This window comes from Flavobacterium xylosi (assembly GCF_042787345.1).
In the GTDB taxonomy this organism is placed as follows: domain Bacteria; phylum Bacteroidota; class Bacteroidia; order Flavobacteriales; family Flavobacteriaceae; genus Flavobacterium; species Flavobacterium xylosi.
In genome coordinates this window covers 1-21,907 of sequence record NZ_JBHZPZ010000002.1, presented here as the reverse complement: position 1 = coordinate 21,907, position 21,907 = coordinate 1, and the positions used below count along the sequence as shown (strand labels likewise).

Sequence of the window (21,907 nt, the reverse complement as noted above, 5' to 3'; positions counted from 1 at the left end):
TCTATTGTAAAAAATCAATATTCCTTTTGATTCCTTGAAACTTGGATCTTTTGAGAGGAGAATTTTTAAATACTACTTTAAAAGTCTCTTCGGTGATTTCTCTCCAGTCTTTTTTGGACATTGAAAGCAATTCCGGATTTGGATTAAAGAGAGGTTCATTGTGTGGTTTCGAAAACTTATTCCAGGGACAAACATCTTGACACACATCACAACCAAAAGCCCAATCATCGAACTTACCTTTCATTTCCTGAGGAATATTTTCTTTAAGTTCGATTGTAAAATAGGAGACACATTTACTACCATCGACAATGTACGGAGCGACTATGGCTTGTGTGGGACAAGCATCGATACAGGCAGTACAAGTTCCACAATGATCAGTTGTGGCATTATCAAAATCTAAATCTAAGTCGACAATAAGTTCCGCAATAAAGTAAAAAGAACCTACCTTTTGAGTCAATAAATTACTATTTTTGCCTATCCAACCTAAACCACTTTTGGCAGCCCAAGCTTTATCAAGTACTGGCGCCGAATCTACAAATGCGCGCCCAGAAACATCTCCGATATTAGACTGAATGGAAAAAAGTAATTCTTTCAATTTTTCCTTGATTACAAAGTGATAATCTTGTCCATACGCATATTTAGAGATTTTATAAGAATCCGACTTTTGAAATTGATCCGGATAATAATTTAGTAAAAGTGAAATTACACACTTCGCATCATCAACAAGTAAAGTTGGATTTAATCGTTTGTCAAAATGATTTTCCATATATGACATTTCTCCATTTCTATTTTTGTTTAACCAATTTTCTAACCTTGGTGCTTCCTCTTCTAAAAACCCGGCTTTAGATATGCCACAAGCCAAAAATCCAAGGCGTTTTGCTTCGGATTTAATGAATTCTGTATATTTAGATTTTTGAATAATGACTTAAATATTTTAAGTTTGCACTCTATACTCTATCCGTGATTACTTCACTTAACTTCTACTTTTATAGGTGTTCAGTGAACTTCGTTTGAAGCGACATCCTCTCACTTTTTTTTAACGAGATAGATTTAGCGAATAGCCGGGCACGAGCGTAGCGAACTGACGAAGTAAATAGCTCCAAAACTAGAATAAACCACCTTGAATATTGGTCTTTATTCTCCCTATATGCTTATATGCTTTATCGGTAACTTCCCTTCCTCTGGGTGTTCTCATGATGAAACCTTCTTGAATCAGGAAAGGTTCGTAGACTTCTTCAATGGTTTCACTACTTTCGGATACGGCTGTTGCCAAAGTTGATAAACCAACTGGACCACCTTTAAATTTATCGATGATTGTTGTCAGTATTTTGTTATCCATTTCATCTAAACCATGAGCATCAACATTAAGCGCTTTTAAGGCATAGCGAGCAATTTCAATGTCAATGGTTCCATTCCCTTTGATTTGAGCAAAATCACGCACTCTTCGCAATAATGCATTGGCAATACGCGGAGTTCCTCTGCTTCTGCCTGCGATTTCAATAGCTGCTTCCATAGAAATAGGCATTTTAAATATACTGGCACTTCTTTCAACAATGGATGTCAGTAATTCAGTCGTATAATATTGAAGACGGGAAGCAATTCCGAAACGAGCTCTCATAGGAGCTGTTAACAAACCGGATCGAGTTGTTGCCCCAATTAAGGTAAAAGGATTCAGATTGATTTGAACTGTTCTTGCATTAGGACCGGATTCAATCATGATGTCTATTTTGAAATCTTCCATTGCCGAATATAAATATTCTTCAACGATAGGGCTTAAACGATGGATCTCGTCAATAAACAAAACGTCTCTTTCTTCAAGATTGGTCAGCAAACCGGCCAAGTCACCAGGTTTATCCAAAACAGGTCCGGAAGTAATTTTAATTCCTACATTTAATTCATTGGCAAGGATATTAGCCAACGTAGTTTTCCCCAAACCCGGAGGACCATGAAAAAGAGTGTGATCCAGCGCTTCATTTCTTTGATTGGCAGCCTGAACAAATACTTTCAAGTTCTCTAATATTTGATCTTGACCGGCAAAATCATCAAAAGAAAGGGGCCTTAATCTTTTCTCAAGATCAAGTTCTTCAGAATTATAACCATTAGTCGTTGGGTCTAAATTTTCATTCATTTAACAAAGATAAGAAAGCAAATTTGAATTCTAAATTATAAAGTATAAATGCAGTCAGAATTAAAAAAGAGGTTCCAAAAAAAGGTCGCAAAAAAAAGCTACTAATAGAAAAAGCCAAAAAAAAACCTCTGCTTTCGCAGAGGCTTGATTATATAACTTTTAGTGATGTAAAACTTCTTCACCTTCTTTCATTGGAACATTTTGAGGTACAAAATCCACATCATGTGCAGGATTACTGTAGTCATAAGGCCAACGGTGTACTTCAGGAATCTCACCTGGCCAGTTACCGTGAATATGCTCCACTGGCGCAGTCCATTCAAGAGTAGTAGATTTCCAAGGATTCTGAACCGCTTTTTTACCGTAGAAAATACTACTAAAAAAGTTATACAAGAAAACCAATTGGAAAATACCACCAATTAAAGCGAATGTAGTTATAAGAACGTTTACGTTTTGTAAATCATCAAATAACGGAAAGTTCGTATTTGTATAATAACGTCTTGGTAATCCCGCTAAACCGATGAAGTGCATTGGAAAAAACACCCCGTAAGCACTAATAGCTGAAACCCAAAAGTGAACATATCCTAAATTTTTATTAAGCATTCTTCCGTATAATCTAGGAAACCAGTGGTACACCCCAGCAAACATACCGTAAAGTGCAGAAATACCCATTACTAAGTGAAAGTGAGCTACAACAAAATAAGTATCATGTACGTTAATATCTAAAGTACTGTCTCCAAGAATAATCCCAGTTAAACCACCAGTAATAAAAGTAGAAACCATACCAATTGAAAATAACATTGCTGGATTCAATTGTAAATTACCTTTCCATAAAGTTGTAATCCAGTTAAATGCTTTTACAGCAGAAGGAATCGCAATCAGCAAAGTGGTAAACGTAAATACAGAACCTAGAAATGGATTCATTCCTGATATAAACATATGGTGACCCCAAACAATTGTCGATAAAAATGCAATAGCTAAAACAGACATAATCATCGCTCTGTAACCAAATATAGGTTTACGTGAATTAGTAGCCATAACTTCAGAAACAATTCCCATTGCAGGTAAAATTACGATATACACTTCAGGGTGACCTAAGAACCAGAATAAGTGTTCAAACAATACTGGTGAACCGCCTTGATAATGCAATACTTCACCAGCAATATAGATATCAGACAGGAAGAAAGAAGTTCCGAAACTTCTGTCGAAAATCAATAATAAAGCCGCCGATAATAGAACAGGAAATGAAACAACCCCAATAATGGCTGTAACAAAGAAACACCATATTGTCAATGGCAATCTAGTCATTGTCATACCTTTAGTTCTAAGATTGATAACTGTAACAATATAATTTAATGACCCCATTAAAGATGATGCAATAAATATCGCCATAGAAACCAACCAAAGAGTCATTCCCATACCCGAACCTGGAATAGCTTGAGGTAATGCACTTAAAGGAGGATAGATTGTCCATCCAGAAGATGCAGGACCCGCTTCAACGAACAAAGAACACAACATAATTACAGCCGAAACAAAAAACAACCAATAGGATACCATATTCATGAATCCAGAAGCCATATCTCTTGCCCCAATTTGAAGTGGAATTAATAAATTACTAAAGGTTCCACTTAAACCTGCGGTCAACACAAAGAAAACCATGATGGTTCCGTGAATAGTCACCAATGCTAAATAAATATCATTTGCCATTACTCCGTCAGGAGCAAATTTATCACCTAATAATACGTTAAAGATTTTGAAAGATTCTTCAGGCCAAGCTAATTGCATTCTAAAAAGCATTGACATTCCCACACCAATAACACCCATAATAATACCTGTAATTAGGTATTGCTTGGAAATCATTTTATGATCTATACTAAAAATATATTTAGTAATAAAAGTCTCTTTATGATGGTGTTCGTGTTCTAGATCGTGTCCGTGATCGTGAGCTTCTGCTGACATATACGTTTACTTTAAATTTTCTTAATAAATTATTTCATTGCTATTTTAACAACAGCTGCTGCAGTATCCTTACCTTTAGTAGAATCCAATCCTTTAGCATCATCAACAGGGGCTGCCGGAGTTTTCGCTGTTTTTACTTCTTGTACTATTGTAGCTTTTTCTTGTAACCACTTTTTATAATCTTCAGGAGTGTCAACGATTATTTTCATTTGCATGTTGTAATGAGAAGCACCACATATTTTATTACAAAGCAATAAATAATCAAAGGCATAAGGATCTAACGCTGTTTCTCCTTTTGCAACAAGTTCCGCACTTTTCTTAGTTCTTATAGCATTAATATTTGCAACTTTTTCCACCATAAACGGTAATTCTCTATACTCATCAGTAGTATAAATAGGTGTAAAAGCAAATTCCGTTACCATTCCTGGAACACAGTTCATCTGCGCTCTAAAATAAGGCATATAAGCAGAATGCAAAACATCTTGTGAACGCATTTTGAAATGAATTTTTTTACCTTTAGGTATATGCAATTCACTAATTACAATATCATCCTGAGCATATGGATCAGACAAATCAACACCAAGTGTATTAACACCTTCTATTAACCTAACATTAGCTTTACCTAAAACATTATCAGGCCCAGCATACCTAGCTGTCCATTTAAATTGTTGTGCATACAATTCAACAACAACTGTATCCTCCTCTTCATCGATGAACATAATATTTGTCCAGGCATACAGTCCATAAAGAATCAAACCTGCAAGAACTACTGCCGGAATAACACTCCAAAGTGCCTCTAATTTATTGTTATCAGCAAAATACAAAGCTTTTTGCCCTTTTTTACCTCTATATTTAAAAGCAAAATAATGCAACAAAACCTGAGTTATAGCCTGAACTATAAATAAAAGTACCCATGAAATATTCATTAAACTATCTACTAAAGAACCATGTTCAGAAGCAGGTGTATGAAGAACTAACGGACCCCATTTAAACAAACCATATATTGTGAATATATAAAGGAATGCTAGGAAACCAAACATCAAATAACCCTGTACATTATTATCATTATCAGAAGCTACTTGCGAACTGTCCGAATTTGCCCCTACCTGAGTAAGGTCAAATATTTTCGTCAATTGCCATAAAGCAACAGCCAATAAAACTAAAACTATAATTACCAACAAACTTGTCATCTGTTTATTTATTTTAAATATTAATAATGAAAATGTTTACTCTCTTCTATAAATGGATTTCTTTTTGGCAACAAGGGAGCTTTAGTTAATGCCGTGAAAACAACAAAAATAAACAATCCAAGGAAGAAAAGAACTGATGCAATTTCTGAGACACCAATGAACCATCTGTCTCCAACTGTTCCGGGCATAATCATATTAAAGAAATCTATATAATGTCCTAATAAAATTACCGTACCAGCCATTACTAATATCCATGAAATCCTTTTGAAATCAGTGTTAATTAATATTAATATTGGGAATAAAAAATTCATAACTACTGCACCAAAAAATGGAAGATTATACAATTGAATTCTAGTTACAAAATAAGTAATCTCTTCTGGTATATTAGCGTACCATATCAACATGAATTGGGAAAACCATAAATAAGTCCAGAATACACTGAAACCAAACATGAACTTAGCCAAATCATGAATATGACTTGTATTAACATATTCTAAATATCCTTTAGCCTTTAAGTACAAGCTAATTAAGCAAATAGTAGTTATACCACTTACAAAGAAGCTAGCAAAAACATACCATCCAAATAAAGTACTGGACCAATGTGGATCAATAGACATAATCCAGTCCCATGACATAATAGATTCCGTTACAATAAAGAAAACTAAAAACCCAGCTGACATTTTAAAGTTCTTCTTATAGTTAAGATTATCTGCAGCCTCATCTTGTGCTAGACAATTTTTTCTAGAAAAATAACGATATAAATTCCATCCTCCAAGAAATATTGCTGCCCTAACAATCCAAAAAGGAAAGTTCAAATACCCCGATTTATTAGCGATAATTTTATCATGTGCAACAACTTCCGGATCTAACCAGATAAATAAACTATTAGAGTGGAAAATATTTAATCCACAAATCACAAGTATAATAAAAAATATAACAGAACCTACTGGTAAATACGCTGTTATTCCTTGCATAACTCTAAACAGAACAGGAGACCAACCAGCTTGTGCTACTTGTTGAATGGCATAAAAAGCCAAAACTCCCATTGATAACAGCATAAAGAAAATACAAGCTACATACAATGATGCCCAAGGTTTATTTTGTAATTGATGCAAAACATGCTCTGCATGTTCTTTATGTTCCGCAGCTTCAGCGACATCATGTCCTCCCTTATTAGGTGCTTCTTGAACGTGAATTGGCGCAGCATGTGAAACTTCAGTAACTTTAGTAGTATCATCCGCAGAAGCAGCCGCTTCATGAGATTCTTCCATTTTTTTCTCTTCGGTAGCTTCACTTTGGTTAGCAGCAGCTTCATGTGAGGGTTCAGCAGAAGTAGTCGCTTCATGCTTAGCTTCACCATGGCCACCATTACTTTCGGCAGCAAGAATTTGTTCTACTTCTTGAATATCTTTTGGTGCAGTTAAAAAACCATATCCAATTCCTAATAGACCAACAGCCATTAAGACAAAAGAAAATGTTTTTAATTTACTTGAAAATGTATACATATCTAATACGATCAGTTTGTTCAACAATTATAATTTAGCTTTCAGATTAATAACATAAGTTGCTACTAACCAACGTTCATGTGAATTCAATTGGTTCGCATAAGACCCCATTGAATTTAAACCGTAAGTTTGAACATGAAAAACACTTCCTTCATTTATCACCCTATCTTTATAGCTAGGAACACCAAGATATTTACCTTGTGTTACCAATTTCCCTTTACCATTACCTTCAGTACCATGACAAATAGCACAATAAATATCATATAACTCCTTAGATTTTTCAACATCTTTTTCAGATATAGTATCCAGAGGTGTCTTTAAATTTAATTTTGCTAAATCATATCCTGCAGTAGAATTTTCATATTCATAAGGTTCAAAACCTCTATCTATAGTTCCTTCCGGAGGAAGTTGACCCTCCTTACCGTTCTTAAATGCACTGGATTCCTCATAAGTTTCATAACTTACGGGCTCATACATATTAGGCATGTATTCGTAATTAGGTCTTGAATTATTATGACAAGACGAAACTAAAATAGTAATACAAATTAAAAATGTTATTTTATATAGACTTTTCATATCGACAATTAATTCTTTACAATTACTTTAACTTCTACCGCCCCTGTACTTTCAAAAAATGAGATCAATTCCTCCTCATTATCATTTACAGCAACTTCCATCAAAAAATGATCATCTGTAGTTCTAACGTCTGGATTTTCGGCAACTTTGAAAGGCCATAATTTACTTCTCATATAAAAAGTAATAACCATTAAGTGAGCAGCAAAAAATACCGTTTCTTCAAACATAATCGGCACGAAAGCCGGCATGTTATCAATATAACTAAAACTTGGTTTCCCACCAATATCTTGAGGCCAATCTTGAATCATTATGTAGTTCATCATCCAGGTTCCAAATGACAACCCTAACAATCCATAGATAAAAGCACATATGGCTAATCTTGTAGGAGCAAGTCCCATCGCTTTATCCAATCCGTGAACCGGAAATGGAGTAAAAACTTCTTCAATATGATGATGAGCTGCTCTGGTTTTCTTAACCGCGTCCATCAAAATATCATCGTCATTATAAATGGCGTATATTACTTTATTACTCATGATGTAAATCTTTATTTGCTTCTCTTTCTCTTTTGTAATGATCTCCAGTTCCTTTTAATATTGTTTTTACTTCCGCTTGAGCAATTACAGGGAATGTTCTAGAATATAATAAAAATAACACAAAGAAGAAACCTATTGTTCCAATGAAAATCCCAATGTCAACAAATGTCGGTGAAAACATTGTCCACGAAGATGGTAAATAATCTCTATGTAATGAAGTTACGATAATTACAAATCTTTCAAACCACATTCCAATATTTACAACAATTGAAATAATAAAAGAAAACATAATACTTGTTCTTAATTTTTTGAACCACATAAATTGTGGAGAGAAAACATTACAAGTCATCATTGACCAATATGCCCACCAGTAAGGTCCTGTTGCTCTGTTTAAGAATGCATATTGCTCGTATTCAACTCCTGAATACCAAGCTATAAAAAGCTCTGTAATATAGGCAACCCCAACAATAGAACCCGTAATCATGATTACAATGTTCATTAATTCTATATGTTGAATCGTAATGTAAGCTTCAAGATTAGAAACTTTTCTCATAATGATAAGCAAGGTGTTCACCATTGCAAATCCAGAGAAAACAGCTCCAGCAACAAAGTAAGGAGGGAAAATTGTTGTATGCCATCCTGGTATTACCGAAGTAGCAAAGTCCATCGATACAATAGTGTGCACAGAAAGTACAAGTGGAGTCGCTAAACCTGCAAGAACCAAAGAAACTTCTTCGAAACGCTGCCAGTCTTTCGCTCTACCGCTCCATCCAAAACTCAATATAGAATAGACACGTTTATTAAAAGGAGTAATCGCTCTGTCTCTCAACATTGCAAAATCAGGTAACAAACCGGTCCACCAGAAAACTAATGAAACAGATAGATAAGTCGAAATTGCAAAAACATCCCAAAGTAAAGGAGAGTTAAAATTCACCCATAATGACCCAAATTGATTCGGAATTGGTAAAACCCAATACGCTAACCATGGACGACCCATGTGAATGATTGGAAATAAACCGGCTTGTATTACTGAAAATATGGTCATTGCCTCCGCAGAACGGTTAATTGCCATTCTCCATCTTTGACGGAAAAGCAATAATACGGCTGAGATTAAAGTTCCTGCGTGACCGATACCTACCCACCAAACGAAGTTAGTGATATCCCAAGCCCAACCTACAGTTTTATTTAATCCCCATGTTCCAATACCCGTAGATACAGTGTAAATGATACAACCTAATCCCCAAAGGAAGGCTATTAATGCAATTGAAAATACAATCCACCAATGTTTGTTTGCTTTACCTTCAACAGGCGCAGCTACATCTACAGTTACATCGTGATAAGATTTATCACCTATAACTAAGGGTTTTCTAATGGTTGCTTCGTAGTGAGACGACATAATCCTTTATATTGATTCTTAATTAATTATTTTTTGTACTAGGTATTTCTAACTTTAACATGGTAAATCACATTTGGTTTTGTTCCAACATGCTCCAATAAATGATACATTCTATCGTCAGCAGCTAATTTAGTCACTTCGGCTTCTTTATCATTTACATCTCCAAATTTCATTGCTCCGGTAGAACAAGCATTTGAACAAGCGGTTTGGAATTCTCCATCTACGATTACTCTTCCTTCTCTTTTTGCATTTAAAATTGTTGCCTGTGTCATTTGGATACACATAGAACATTTTTCCATAACACCACGAGAACGAACATTAACATCTGGGTTTAATACCATACGTCCTAAATCGTCATTCATATGATAATCAAATTCACTGTTTTTGTTATACAAGAACCAGTTAAAACGACGCACTTTATAAGGACAGTTGTTAGCACAGTAACGCGTACCAACACATCTGTTATAAGCCATTTGGTTTTGACCTTGACGACCGTGTGATGTTGCCGCAACTGGACAAACCGTTTCACAAGGCGCATGATTACAATGCTGACACATTACAGGTTGGAAAGAAACTTGAGGATTATCTCCAGCTTTTTCCATTTCATTAAATGTAGACAATGAACTTGACAAACCAGCTATATTTTCTTTTCTTTCGTTATCTCCAGCAAAACTACTTTCAGAAGAATAATATCTGTCAATACGCAACCAGTGCATATCACGACTTCTTCTAACCTCTGCTTTTCCAACAACCGGAACGTTGTTTTCAGCATGACAGGCAATTACACAAGCTCCACATCCAGTACAAGCATTCAAATCAACCGAAAGGTTAAAATGATGTCCTGTTGAACGATCAAATGAACCCCACAAATCTACTGACGTAGCCGCTACTTCTTTGTGATCCAAGGATACCATTGGTTGTTTGTTCCAAAATTCCGCATCTTTAGTATTGAATATCTCTAAAGTAGTTTCCTTAATGATATCCCCTCTTCCCATTAATGTTTTCTGACCTTGAACACAAGCAAATTCATGTTCTCCATCTGCCTTAGCTAATGATACAGACTGCACATTATTAAAGCCTTTATATAACGAGTAAGCATTTAAACCTACCTGCATTTCTTCTTTTAAGGCCGCTTTACGTCCATAACCCAAAGCTAAACCAACAGTTCCAACAGCTTGTCCTGGCTGAACTATTACTGGAACATTTTCTAATTTCAAACCATCAATCATTGTAATAGTAGCATAACTACCATTCAAACCACCATTAGCAACAATTTCATTAGACAATCCTAATTTCTTAGCATCGGCATTCGAAACAGTAACATAATTATCCCAAGAAACTCTTGTTATTGGATCCGGCAATTCTTGTAACCAAGGGTTATTCGCTTGTTGCCCATCTCCTAATCCTGTTTTAGTATACAATACTAATTCAAAAGCTTGTGCTGGTTTTGATTGAGCCAATGCATTAGCGGCAGCAGAATAATCAGCTGATCCACCAGATACTGATGATACAGGACCAACATAAACACCGTCATGCAATACTTTATTCCAAGTAGAACCTGAAACGATTGTTGAAGCATTTGCTTTTACAAAATCGTAGTAAGAGCCGGTAATACCATTCAAAGACATTAGAACTTCTTGAAATTGCTTAGTATCAAATAAAGGACGAATTGTCGGTTGAGTAATACTGTAAGAACCTTTAGTTAAACTCAAATCACCCCAAGACTCTAAATAATGTGGAGCCGGTGCTGCAATTGTAGCAAGTAAAGCAGTCTCATCTTCTTTCAAGGAAAAAGTAACAGATGTCTTTACTTTTTTAAGTGCTTCAACAAATATTTTACTATCTGCTAAAGTATAAACTGGATTAACGCCGCTCATAATTAAAGTATGAACTCTTCCCGCTTTCATATCATTGATTAATTGAGCAACTTTTTGGTTAGAACCTTTTCTGATTTGTCTTGTTCCTGAAGTAGTAAAAGCTTCACTAGCCAAAACTTGATTGATAGCCAAAACTAATAGCTGAGCATTTTTATCTTGAATACCAGAAACCAATACTCCTTTTGAACCAGCAGCTTTTAATTGTTGAGCCGCTTTAGTAACTTCATCTTTAAATTTATCATCTAAATTCACAGCTGCAGAAGAACCAGTAATGACATTATGCATAAGTACTAATGCTTGTTTTTGATTTGCAGTTGACATTGCGAAACGCTTGTCAGCAGCAGCACCAGATAAAGTCATATTTGATTCTAACTGAAAATGACGAGACATTTTTCCGTTTTTAGGAATTCTGCCTTGAGCATAACCTGAATCATATCCTCCACCTTGCCAATCACCAAGAAAATCAGCACCTACAGAAACTATAAGTGAGGCTTTTGAAAAATTGTAATCAACCAAAGCTCTTTCACCATAAACAGCCTCAAAAGCATCTAATGCTTCTGATGAAGAAACCGCATCGTAAACAACATGTTTAGCATTTGGGTTTTTACTAATAAATTGCGCAATCAACTCTTCTGTTGAAGGACTTGCCAATGTATTAGTCAACAATACTATTTGGCCACCTTTTGCTTTCGCATCAGCAATACTTGACTTTATTTTCGAATCAACAGCTGACCAAGTTGAATTTTTACCCTCAATTTTAGGTTCCTTCAAACGCATACTATCATATAATGACAATATCGACGCATGAATTCTAGCATTGGCAGCAAATTTCGCTCCTGCAATAGTGTTATTATCTATTTTAATAGGACGCCCTTCACGTGTTTTTACTAATAGATTAGCAAAATCAAAACCATCAAAAACAGTAGTCGCATAGTAATCCGCTACTCCAGGTATGATTTGTTCTGGTTGTAGAACATAAGGTATTGACTTGTGTACCGGCCCTTCACAAGCTGCAAGCGTAGCTGCTGCAGTACTAAACCCAACGTACTTTAAAAAGTCACGACGTGATGTTGACGAAGATGACAAAGCGTCATTATTTCCTAAAAATTCATCAGTAGGAATTTCTTCAACAAATTCGTTATTTTTAAGCGCCTCAACAATAGAACTATTTTCGTCTAGTTCTTCAACACTTTTCCAGTATTTTTTGTTTGATGACATATATAAATATTAAAATCTTAATAATTTGATTAATAGTGGCATTTACCACATTCTAAACCTCCCATTTGCGCTGCAGTCAATTTGTCTACACCGTATTTTTTAGAAAGTTCCTCATGAATTTTGGTATAATATTCATTGCCTTCCATTTTAACTTCCGTTTTTCTGTGACAATTAATACACCAACCCATTGTAAGTGGAGAAAATTGTTTCATCACTTCGTACGTCTGAACAGGACCATGACAGGTTTGACATTCGATGCCCGCAACAGTTACGTGCTGTGAGTGATTAAAGTAAACAAAATCTGGTAGATTGTGAATGCGAATCCATTTTACAGGTTCCGTTTTTCCGGTATATTTTTGAGTAGATTGATCCCAACCCACTGCTTTGTATAACTTTTGGATTTCACCATCATAGAAAGGTTTAGAATATTCTGGCGTAGCCGTTGTATCAGAAACCTCTGCAATATTTTTATGGCAATTCATACAAACATTCAAAGAAGGAATACCAGAATGCTTACTAACTCTAGCAGAAGAGTGGCAATACTTACAACTTATTCCGTTGCTACCAGCATGTATTCTGTGAGAATAATGAATTGGCTGAATTGGTTCGTAATCCTGATCTACTCCTACTTGCATCAAGAAACCATATACCAGATACGCTCCCGTCAACAGTAAAAATATTGAAGTAACCAGAACTAAAAATTGATTTTTTGCGAATGCTCTCCAAATTGGCATAGTAGGCTCTTTTGGAGCAACCTCTATTCCATTTGCTTTCGCCACCTTAGACAAAACTTTATTTACCAACAACAGCATAACCACCAACATTGCCATAACTAAACCTAACGCACCTAGAATAACATTGTTTGAAATAGCATTTTCTGGAGCAGCAGTACCAGGAACTCCAGCAGTCCCCGTAGGAGCAGCAGCAGCTTCCGCTTTTGGCTCCGAAGTGTAAGCAATAATATTGTCGATATCAGCATTTGTTAATTGAGGAAAAGCAGTCATTACCGACTTGTTGTTTTCTTCAAATACTTTTACCGCAGCGGCATCACCTGATTTTATCAATTCAGAGCTGTTTTTAATCCACTTGTAAAGCCAAGGCATTTCATGCTTTGCAGATATACCTCTCAACATAGGTCCTGTTGCTTTGGCATCCAATTTATGACATGCAGCGCAATTAGCATTAAAAAGCTCTTTTCCCTTTACAGGGTCACCACCTGACGCAACAACAGCATCTGCTGGAGCTGGTGTTGCCGCCGCTGGGGCTGCAACTTGTGCAATTGATGTTAAGGAGAAAACTAAAGTAAGCCCTAAGCTTAAATATAATTTTCTTGTGATCGAATTATGGTTACCCACCTTTTTCATATAGTATAATGATTATCTACTAAAATTGGTACGGTTTTTTCTAGTAATACTTTTAGAAAAAACTAATACATTCTTTAAAACTTGCACAAAAATACGACTTAAGAACTGTTCACAAAAACGTAAAATAGTCTTAAATTCAATTTATATTAATTCTAAATAATATTTAATATTATGTTTCATTCTATAAATACTATTTTTGCATAAAAACAATCACATTATGAGAATTTTAGCTCCCAAACAAGTTATTTTTTATACTCTAAGTTTACTAATTACATCTTGTTATCTGCATGCTCAAGACGCAAAAGTTAGAGTAAGTCAAGACCCAAAATTTGAACAATTATTAAACGATAAGCGAAAATCAAATGTTTCAGCCCCTGTAAATGACCGTTATAAAATTCAAATATTTAGTGGGGACAGCGAAAATGCAAAAAAGACGTTGAGAAGCTTTAAGCAAGAATTTACTGATACCGACGGAACTATAGTATTCAACACGCCTAATTATAAAGTATGGGTTGGTAATTTTAAAACTCGCATTGAAGCGGAACGCAATTTGGTTGACATTAGAAAAAAATACAAAAATATACTCCTGATAAAACCTAGCAAATAAGAAGATTCTATTTTAAAATTTATAATCTATCGCAATACTTACATTTTTTACACAACAAAGCCACTTCGTAAGAAGTGGCTTTGTTTGTATTACTTGATTTTGTTTGTGGGTACAGTTTGCAAAAAATGCACTATCCAACTCAAGATATTTAATGCATATCAGCGCCTTCAAGGTTTGCCAAATCATCCCAAATACAAAACCACTTTCCCATTAAGCCAAATGCCCAAATCCGTTGTAATAGCTGTTTAAATGTTGTGTGCTGTATTTTTTATTACCACAACATTTTTTCTTGCAATTCAGCGTTCCAAAAAGTTCCAGTTTCCATTTCGGTTTCTATCAATTTAAATATTCCGTTTGCAGAAAATTCCGTTTTTAATGGTGCGCCTTCTGTTGATAATTTTGTATTTACCCAACCTGGATGAATTGAATTAACATCAATATTTCTAACTTTCAATCTTGCAGATAAAGTTTTCGTGTACATATTTAACGCAGATTTCGACATTCTATATGCTGTTGAATCGATTTTTGATATTATGTTCAACGTTGCCATAATTGAAGAAATATTTAAAATTTTTCCATTTTGATTTACCAAATCTAAAATAGTTTCAGTGAAATTTACAAGTCCGAAAACGTTCGTTTCAAAAGTTGATCTCAAACTTTCTAAATCTGGTTCAGTTTTATCCAAATCTGGAGCAATTCCTGCATTGTTGACCAAAATATCAATTCCGTTGAATTTACTTCTAATTATTGTGTTTGCATTTTCAATTGATTTCTGATTCGTCAAATCTAATTCCACGACGAATAAGTTTTCAGATTGAATATTTTCAATTTTCCCATTTCTGGAAGTTCCAATCACAAAATATTTTTCAGCAATTAGTTTCTCTGCTAGCGAATTTCCTATTCCTGAATTTGCTCCTGTAATAAGTACAATTTTATCTTTAAAATTCATTTTTATGTTTCAGTTTTTTTTTGGCAATATAGCGCACAACTTACATGTACCCGCAACAAACTTTCGCAAAGCGCAACCTATTTGGATAGATTAGCGAAAGTTTGTTGCGTTTTTATAATTTCTCAAATATATTAAAATTTTCTTACAATTTTTATTGAAATAGATAAACGCCATTCTTATTGCAATCCTGCGTGAGGGATAGAAGCTAGCTACCCTGTAGCGCGGATAGCCCGACAGCGGGTAGGAAAAAGGGCAATGACCGGTAAATTGCTAGCCCTTTTTTCTAGCTGGTGGCACGCCCAAATAAAACCCAAAAAACTCTCACTCCTGACAACTGGGTTACCATGAAACAAAAAAAATCCCGATTGCTCGGGATTTCTTATAAATATATCGAAATTTTATTTCAATTTCTTTTTAACTGCTACTTCATGGTAGGATTCAATAACATCTCTTTCTTCAATGTCGTTGTATCCTTTTACTTGAATACCACAATCATATCCTTTAGCGACATCTCTTACATCATCTTTGAAACGTTTCAACGCTAATAATTCTCCAGTAAAGACAACAACACCGTCTCTAATAATTCTCATTTTAGCATTTTTAACAATTTTACCATCCATAACCATACTTCCAGCAATAGAACCCACTTTCGAGATTTTGAATATCTCTCTAATTTCGGCAGTTCCCAGAATTTCTTCTTTCATCTCAGGAGCTAACATTCCTTCCATCGCATCTTTCAAGTCATCGATAGCTGCATAGATTATAGAATAGTAACGAATATCAATTTCCTCTTTGTCTGCCAATTGTCTTGCGTTTCCAGCAGGACGAACATTAAATCCGATAATGATCGCATCAGAAGCAGAAGCCAACATAACGTCAGTTTCAGTAATTGCTCCAACACCTTTATGTATAATATTAATTTGAATTTCTTCAGTAGATAATTTAGAGAAGGAATCAGACAATGCTTCAACAGAACCATCCACATCTCCTTTAAGGATAATGTTCAATTCTTTAAATTGACCCAATGCAATTCTACGTCCAATTTCATCTAACGTAATATGTCTTTGTGTACGTACTGATTGCTCACGCATTAATTGAGAACGTTTAGATGCAATTTGTTTTGCTTCTTTTTCGTCTTCAAAAATATTGAACTTATCACCGGCAGTTGCTGCACCGTCTAAACCAAGAACAGAAACTGGAGTCGAAGGACCTGCAACAGTAACAATATTCCCACGTTCATCATGCATGGCTTTAATTTTACCATGATGCTTACCAGCTAACATATAATCTCCAATTTTTAAAGTTCCATGTTGTACTAATATAGTAGAAACATATCCCTTTCCTTTATCTAAGAACGCTTCAACAACAGTTCCTGACGCCGCTTTATTTGGATTAGATTTTAAATCTAAAAGTTCTGCTTCTAACAATACTTTTTCCAATAATTCTTTTACACCTGTTCCTACTTTTGCAGAGATATCATGAGATTGAATTTTTCCACCCCAATCTTCAACAAGTAAGTTCATACCTGCTAATTTCTCTTTAATTTTCTCCGGATTAGCATTTGGCTTATCCACTTTATTGATAGCAAAAATAATTGGCACACCTGCTGCTTGAGCATGGCTGATCGCTTCTTTTGTTTGTGGCATGATGTCATCATCAGCTGCAATTACAATAATAGCAATATCCGTTACTTGAGCTCCACGGGCACGCATCGCTGTAAAAGCCTCGTGTCCTGGCGTATCTAAAAATGCGATTTTTTGTCCGTTATCCAATGTTACTCCGTAGGCACCAATATGCTGTGTAATTCCACCTGATTCACCTGCAATAACATTTTCTTTACGAATGTAATCCAGTAACGATGTTTTACCGTGATCGACGTGACCCATTACAGTAACGATAGGTGCTCTAAAGACTAAATCTTCTTCTTTATCTGCAACTAGTTGAATTGCTTCTTCGATATCAACAGTAATAAACTCAACTTCATAACCAAATTCATCAGCTACAATAGTCAATGTTTCTGCATCAAGACGCTGATTCATGGTAACCATGATTCCAAGTGACATACAAGTACCAATAACTTTAGTAATTGGCACATCCATCATGATTGCAATTTCACCTACAGTAACAAACTCAGTAACTTTAATAGTCTTACTTCCTTCGTCAATAGCTCTTTGCTCATCATCAGATTTCTGACGGTGCGTATCTCTTTTATCTCTTCTATATTTAGCAGCTTTAGATTTACCACCTTTTCCTTGTAGTTTCTCTAAAGTCTCTCTAATTTGATTTTTGACTTCTTCTTCTGTAGGCTCCACTTTTGCAACAATAGCAGGTCTGTTTCCTTTTACGAAACCAGGTCTTGCACTTCTGTTAGCATTGAAACCTCCACCACCTACATTAGGTGTAATCTTGTTAGGATTTGGAGCACCAGGAACTCCCGGTGTTGCCGGCGGTCTTGGAGCACCCGGTTTAGGAGCAATCCTTTTTCGCTTGTTTTTATTTGCATTGGCTGCAGCCGAACCTGGAGCACCCGGTTTATTCGGAGTGATTTTTGGTTCTTCTTTTTTCTTTTTTGGTTTGTTGAATTGAGATAAATCAATTATCTGACCCGTCAAAGTAGTTCCCGATAGTTTTTGATATTGCGTTGTGATGGTTTCATCAACTGGCGCTTCATCCGTTTTAACTATCTCCGCTTTTACTGTCTCTTTTGGTTCGGCAGCGACTTCTTTAACAGCCTCTGATTTCACTTCTTTAATCCCAACAACAGGTTTTACCTCTTTTTTGTCTGAAACAACTTTTTCTTGCAAAGGTTTTTCTGCTGAAACTTCTTTTGGAACCGGTTTTACCTCAGGTGCTTTTGCCACAGGAACTACAGTTTTCTCAACAGCTTTTACAGGCGGAACGACGATAGCTTTCTTTGGATTAAGATCAATCTTACCCACTTGAACAGGACCTGCTATAACTGCTCTCGCTTTTATAACTTCTTGTTGTTTTAGACGCTCTTCCTCAAGTTTACGTTTGTCTTCGATTTCTTTCTCTCGTTCTAAACGCAAAGTTTCTTTTTCTTTTCTCTTCTCTTCCCCTACTTCTTTAGAAGCCTCTTTATTCCCTTTGTCACCAGCAAACTGACCGCACAAGACATTGTATACATCATCAGAAATTTTTGTGTTTGGATTTGCTTCAATAGCAATTCCCCTATCTTTTAGATAATCCACAGCTCTTTCTAAAGAAATATTCAATTCCCTTAAAACTTTGTTTATTCTAATAATTCTCTCTTCAGACATAAAACCTTTTTATTATTACCTTTTTTGTTATTCCTCACTTTACTCCCAACTCGATACCTACCGAGTAAGAATTCAATGTAAAGTGGCATGTTTATCGTTGAAGACAGATTGATTAACTCTCAAATTCTTCTTTCAATATTCTCATTACCTCTTGAATTGTTTCCTCTTCAAGATCTGTTCTTCTTACTAAATCTTCTACATCTTGTTTCAAGATACTTTTTGCAGTATCTAAACCAATTTTTGCAAATTCTTCGATAACCCAGCTTTCAATTTCATCTGAAAACTCTGTTAATTCAACATCATCATCATCAGTGGCTGCACCGGCAACATCACCTTCTCTGATAACATCTAATTCGTATCCGGTCAATAAACCAGCTAACTTTATGTTATGCCCACCTCTACCAATTGCTTTAGAAACTTCTTCCAGTTTTAAGAACACTTCTGCTCGTTTTGTCTCTTCATTAATTTTAATAGAAGAAACTTTAGCCGGACTTAGCGCTCTAGTTATAAACAATTGAATATTGCTGGTATAATTTATAACATCAATATTTTCATTTCCTAATTCACGAACAATACCGTGAATACGAGAACCTTTCATACCCACACAGGCGCCTACAGGATCAATTCTGTCGTCATAAGAATCTACGGCTACTTTCGCTTTTTCCCCTGGGATTCTCACCACTTTTTTAACCATAATCAAACCGTCAAAAACTTCAGGAATTTCTTGTTCAAATAATTTTTCCAAAAACTTCTCTGAAGTTCTAGACATAATAATTTGAGGTTTATTCCCTTTCAATTCAACACTTTCAATTATACCACGAACATTATCTCCCTTGCGGAAAAAGTCAGAAGGTATTTGTTTTTCTTTTGGCAAAATGATTTCGTTTCCTTCATCATCAACCAAAATTACAACTCTAGGACGCACATGGTGTACTTCGGCAGTATAAATATCGCCAATTAAATCTTTAAATTGCTTATAAAGATTCGTATTATCGTGCTCATGAATTTTAGAAATTAAGTTTTGACGCAAGGCCAAAATAGCTCTTCTTCCTAAATCAATTAATTTTACTTCTTCAGAAACTTCTTCACCAATTTCAAAATCAGCTTCAATTTTTCTTGCTTCTGTCAAAGTAATCTCTTCGTTTTCAAAATCTAAATCCTCGTCAGCAACGATTACTCTTCTTCTCCAAATTTCCATATCTCCCTTATCAGGATTTATAATAATATCGAAATTATCATCTGAACCGTATTTTTTCTTCAATGCATTTCTAAATACATCTTCCAAAATTGCCATAAGCGTTACACGATCAATAAGTTTATCATCTTTAAACTCTGAGAATGAATCGATCAATGCTAAATTTTCCATGCGAATTCTTTAATTAAAATGTTACTGTAACAATTGCTTCTTTTATATCTGCGTAAGGCAGTTTTAGTTCTTTTTGAACTGTCTCTTTTCCTTTTCCTAGCTTTTTAGGCTCTCTTGCTTTCCACGACAAAATTACAAAATCATCATTAGCATCCACTAATTCTGCTTCAATTATTTCTGACCCAGTCTTAACAATCAATGTTCTGCCAATATTTTTCTTGTACTGACGCACAAATTTTAGAGGCGAACCAACTCCAACCGAAGCTACTTCTAAAGAAAAATCTTGTTCTTCTCTGTCAATATTATTCTCTATTGCACGACTAACGTCTATACAATCTTGCAAAACCACTCCATTATCTCCGTCTAAGGTCACAATAACCTTAAAAGCATCTGTAATAATCAAGTCAATCAGAAAAACCGAAGGCTTATCTAAAAGGGCTTCCGCCAGTACTGTATTTACTTTTTCTTTAAATGTCATATTTTTTATAAAAAGAGGGGACACTTAGTCCCCTCATTATCTAGATTTTAATAAATAACGGTGCAAATATAGTGTTTTTTTTTATAAAAATAAATAATCAATTACTGTTAAAATATTTCTTACCTTTATTAAGTCATAAAATAATAGTTTTTTTCCCATAATTTAAACCTTTTAATTATGAAACGAATTTTAGTACCAACTGATTTTTCAAAACACGCCGAGAACGCTTTAAAGCTAGCTGCTCAAATTGCAAAAAAAAATAAGTCTGAAATTTTCTTGCTGCATATGTTGGAATTACCAAGCCAAATGAGCGATGCTGTTTCAGGCGGAAGTGACATTCCGGAAGTAATGTTATTTATCAAAAAAGCAAACGAGACGTTACAAAAAATCAAGGAAAGTCCCTTTCTTGACGGAATATCGGTTATAGAAACCGTCCAATTCGAGAGAGCTTCCCATGGCATATTAGCATTCAGCAAAAAAAATAAAATAGATTTAATCATTATGGGCTCCCACGGTTCTTCAGGAATTGAAGAAATTCTTATTGGCTCCAATACCGAAAAAGTGGTACGCCTTTCTGATATTCCGGTTTTAGTTATAAAAAAAGATCCTGCAAAATTTGAAGCTAAAAATTTCGTTTTCGCCTCTGATTTTTCGCAAGAAATAAAAAAACCGTTTAAAAAAATGGTTGAATTCACCGAAATTTTTGATGCAAATCTGTTTTTAGTAATGATATGCACTCCCAATAGCTTCAAAACTACCATTGCCGCGGAAAAAATAATGAATGATTTTGCGACCAATTTTAATGTAAAAAACTATTCCATGCACATTTTCAACGATTCAAACATTGAAAACGGAATACTCAATTTTACTAATTCTATCAATGCTGATTTAATCGGCCTATGCACACATGGAAGAACTGGATTAGCGCATTTTTTTAACGGTAGCATTAGTGAAGACTTAGTAAATCATACCATCAAACCGGTAATCACCTTCAAGATTTAGTTTTTTAGGCGATAGAAATCTAAAATATTTATACAATAAAAAAGCCTCTCAAAAAATGAGAGGCTTTACTGTAAATAAAAAATATAAAAGGAATAAATACTTCCGGTTAATGGATGCACAAAGTACACAAAAAAGGTTGTCGCCAAGTGATCATTCTGTTGATATAAGACAAATTTAGATTGCCTTGCGTCATTTTTCGCACTAATCCAATCCCAATAGGAAAAGCCTAAGGAATGAAGCGCAGAGTGAAGCATTCAGCAATACTTAAAATGGATTTTGCCTCCCTATTAAAATGTTGCTCCTGTCGCATCTTCTATTTCTTCCACTCTTTCACGTACTGTTTTTTCTTCGCCGGTTTTTTTCTTTGCAGGATTCAAGTTATAAATGCAACTTTTTGATTAAACATATAATTAGGTGTTTCAAAATTAAATCTTTTTCTTGGTCTATTGTTTAATTTCTCTTGTATTTCTATAATTTTCTC

General features: G+C 35.0%; 16 protein-coding genes and 1 pseudogene. 2 read left to right on the top strand and 15 right to left on the bottom strand.

The features are described 5' to 3' along the window. Position 1: 1 nt before the first annotated feature. The 10 genes from queG to ACFX5E_RS01620 form a co-directional block, all read right to left on the bottom strand. Positions 2-922 carry a tRNA epoxyqueuosine(34) reductase QueG gene (queG, locus tag ACFX5E_RS01665; protein WP_379853659.1) on the bottom strand — a complete coding sequence of 307 codons (921 nt, stop codon included), beginning with the start codon at positions 920-922 and terminating at the stop codon, positions 2-4. Positions 923-1,105: 183 nt separating this feature from the next. Next, a complete protein-coding gene (gene ruvB, locus ACFX5E_RS01660) occupies positions 1,106-2,128 on the bottom strand; it encodes a Holliday junction branch migration DNA helicase RuvB (protein WP_379853430.1) in 1,023 nt (340 codons plus the stop codon). A gap of 159 nt (positions 2,129-2,287) precedes the next feature. Further along, on the bottom strand, positions 2,288-4,084 hold the full coding sequence (locus ACFX5E_RS01655) for a cytochrome c oxidase subunit I (RefSeq protein WP_379853429.1): 1,797 nt from the start codon (positions 4,082-4,084) through the stop codon (positions 2,288-2,290). A 29-nt stretch (positions 4,085-4,113) separates the two neighbouring features. After that, positions 4,114-5,274: a cytochrome c oxidase subunit II gene (locus tag ACFX5E_RS01650; protein ID WP_379853428.1), complete on the bottom strand. Its 1,161-nt coding sequence runs from the start codon at positions 5,272-5,274 to the stop codon at positions 4,114-4,116. A 20-nt stretch (positions 5,275-5,294) separates the two neighbouring features. Beyond that, positions 5,295-6,779 carry a quinol:cytochrome C oxidoreductase gene (locus ACFX5E_RS01645; protein WP_379853658.1) on the bottom strand — a complete coding sequence of 495 codons (1,485 nt, stop codon included), beginning with the start codon at positions 6,777-6,779 and terminating at the stop codon, positions 5,295-5,297. 27 nt (positions 6,780-6,806) lie between these two features. Continuing rightward, positions 6,807-7,355: a c-type cytochrome gene (locus tag ACFX5E_RS01640; protein ID WP_379853427.1), complete on the bottom strand. Its 549-nt coding sequence runs from the start codon at positions 7,353-7,355 to the stop codon at positions 6,807-6,809. An 8-nt stretch (positions 7,356-7,363) separates the two neighbouring features. Further along, positions 7,364-7,888, bottom strand: coding sequence for a DUF3341 domain-containing protein (locus tag ACFX5E_RS01635; protein ID WP_379849213.1), 525 nt, complete (start codon positions 7,886-7,888; stop codon positions 7,364-7,366). Next, positions 7,881-9,284: an NrfD/PsrC family molybdoenzyme membrane anchor subunit gene (nrfD, locus tag ACFX5E_RS01630; RefSeq protein ID WP_379853426.1), complete on the bottom strand. Its 1,404-nt coding sequence runs from the start codon at positions 9,282-9,284 to the stop codon at positions 7,881-7,883. Before nrfD ends, ACFX5E_RS01635 begins: the two co-directional genes overlap by 8 nt. 38 nt (positions 9,285-9,322) lie before the next feature. Continuing rightward, positions 9,323-12,379: a TAT-variant-translocated molybdopterin oxidoreductase gene (locus ACFX5E_RS01625; protein ID WP_379853425.1), complete on the bottom strand. Its 3,057-nt coding sequence runs from the start codon at positions 12,377-12,379 to the stop codon at positions 9,323-9,325. A 29-nt stretch (positions 12,380-12,408) separates the two neighbouring features. Continuing rightward, on the bottom strand, positions 12,409-13,743 hold the full coding sequence (locus ACFX5E_RS01620) for a c-type cytochrome (RefSeq protein ID WP_379853424.1): 1,335 nt from the start codon (positions 13,741-13,743) through the stop codon (positions 12,409-12,411). A 217-nt stretch (positions 13,744-13,960) separates the two neighbouring features. Between ACFX5E_RS01620 and ACFX5E_RS01615 the strand changes: the two genes are divergently transcribed. Continuing rightward, positions 13,961-14,350, top strand: a complete 390-nt coding sequence (locus ACFX5E_RS01615) for an SPOR domain-containing protein (protein ID WP_379853423.1) — start codon at positions 13,961-13,963, stop codon at positions 14,348-14,350. Positions 14,351-14,621: 271 nt separating this feature from the next. On the opposite strand, the gene ACFX5E_RS01610 is transcribed toward ACFX5E_RS01615, so the two are convergent. The 4 genes from ACFX5E_RS01610 to rimP all read right to left on the bottom strand — a co-directional run bounded on the left by ACFX5E_RS01610 (position 14,622) and on the right by rimP (position 20,424). Then, positions 14,622-15,299 carry an SDR family NAD(P)-dependent oxidoreductase gene (locus ACFX5E_RS01610; protein WP_379853422.1) on the bottom strand — a complete coding sequence of 226 codons (678 nt, stop codon included), beginning with the start codon at positions 15,297-15,299 and terminating at the stop codon, positions 14,622-14,624. A 398-nt stretch (positions 15,300-15,697) separates the two neighbouring features. Next, positions 15,698-18,580 carry a translation initiation factor IF-2 gene (infB, locus tag ACFX5E_RS01605; RefSeq protein WP_379853421.1) on the bottom strand — a complete coding sequence of 961 codons (2,883 nt, stop codon included), beginning with the start codon at positions 18,578-18,580 and terminating at the stop codon, positions 15,698-15,700. A 112-nt stretch (positions 18,581-18,692) separates the two neighbouring features. Continuing rightward, positions 18,693-19,946: a transcription termination factor NusA gene (gene nusA, locus ACFX5E_RS01600; RefSeq protein WP_073204480.1), complete on the bottom strand. Its 1,254-nt coding sequence runs from the start codon at positions 19,944-19,946 to the stop codon at positions 18,693-18,695. 13 nt (positions 19,947-19,959) lie between these two features. Beyond that, positions 19,960-20,424, bottom strand: a complete 465-nt coding sequence (rimP, locus tag ACFX5E_RS01595; protein ID WP_379853420.1) for a ribosome assembly cofactor RimP — start codon at positions 20,422-20,424, stop codon at positions 19,960-19,962. A 177-nt stretch (positions 20,425-20,601) separates the two neighbouring features. Here rimP and ACFX5E_RS01590 point away from each other — a divergent pair, with 177 nt between their 5' ends. Then, complete coding sequence (locus ACFX5E_RS01590) at positions 20,602-21,426, top strand: universal stress protein (protein WP_379853419.1); 825 nt, start codon at positions 20,602-20,604, stop codon at positions 21,424-21,426. A gap of 373 nt (positions 21,427-21,799) precedes the next feature. Here ACFX5E_RS01590 and ACFX5E_RS16230 read toward each other — a convergent pair. Next, positions 21,800-21,907 (bottom strand): annotated as a pseudogene (locus ACFX5E_RS16230) (IS30 family transposase); the annotation flags it as partial.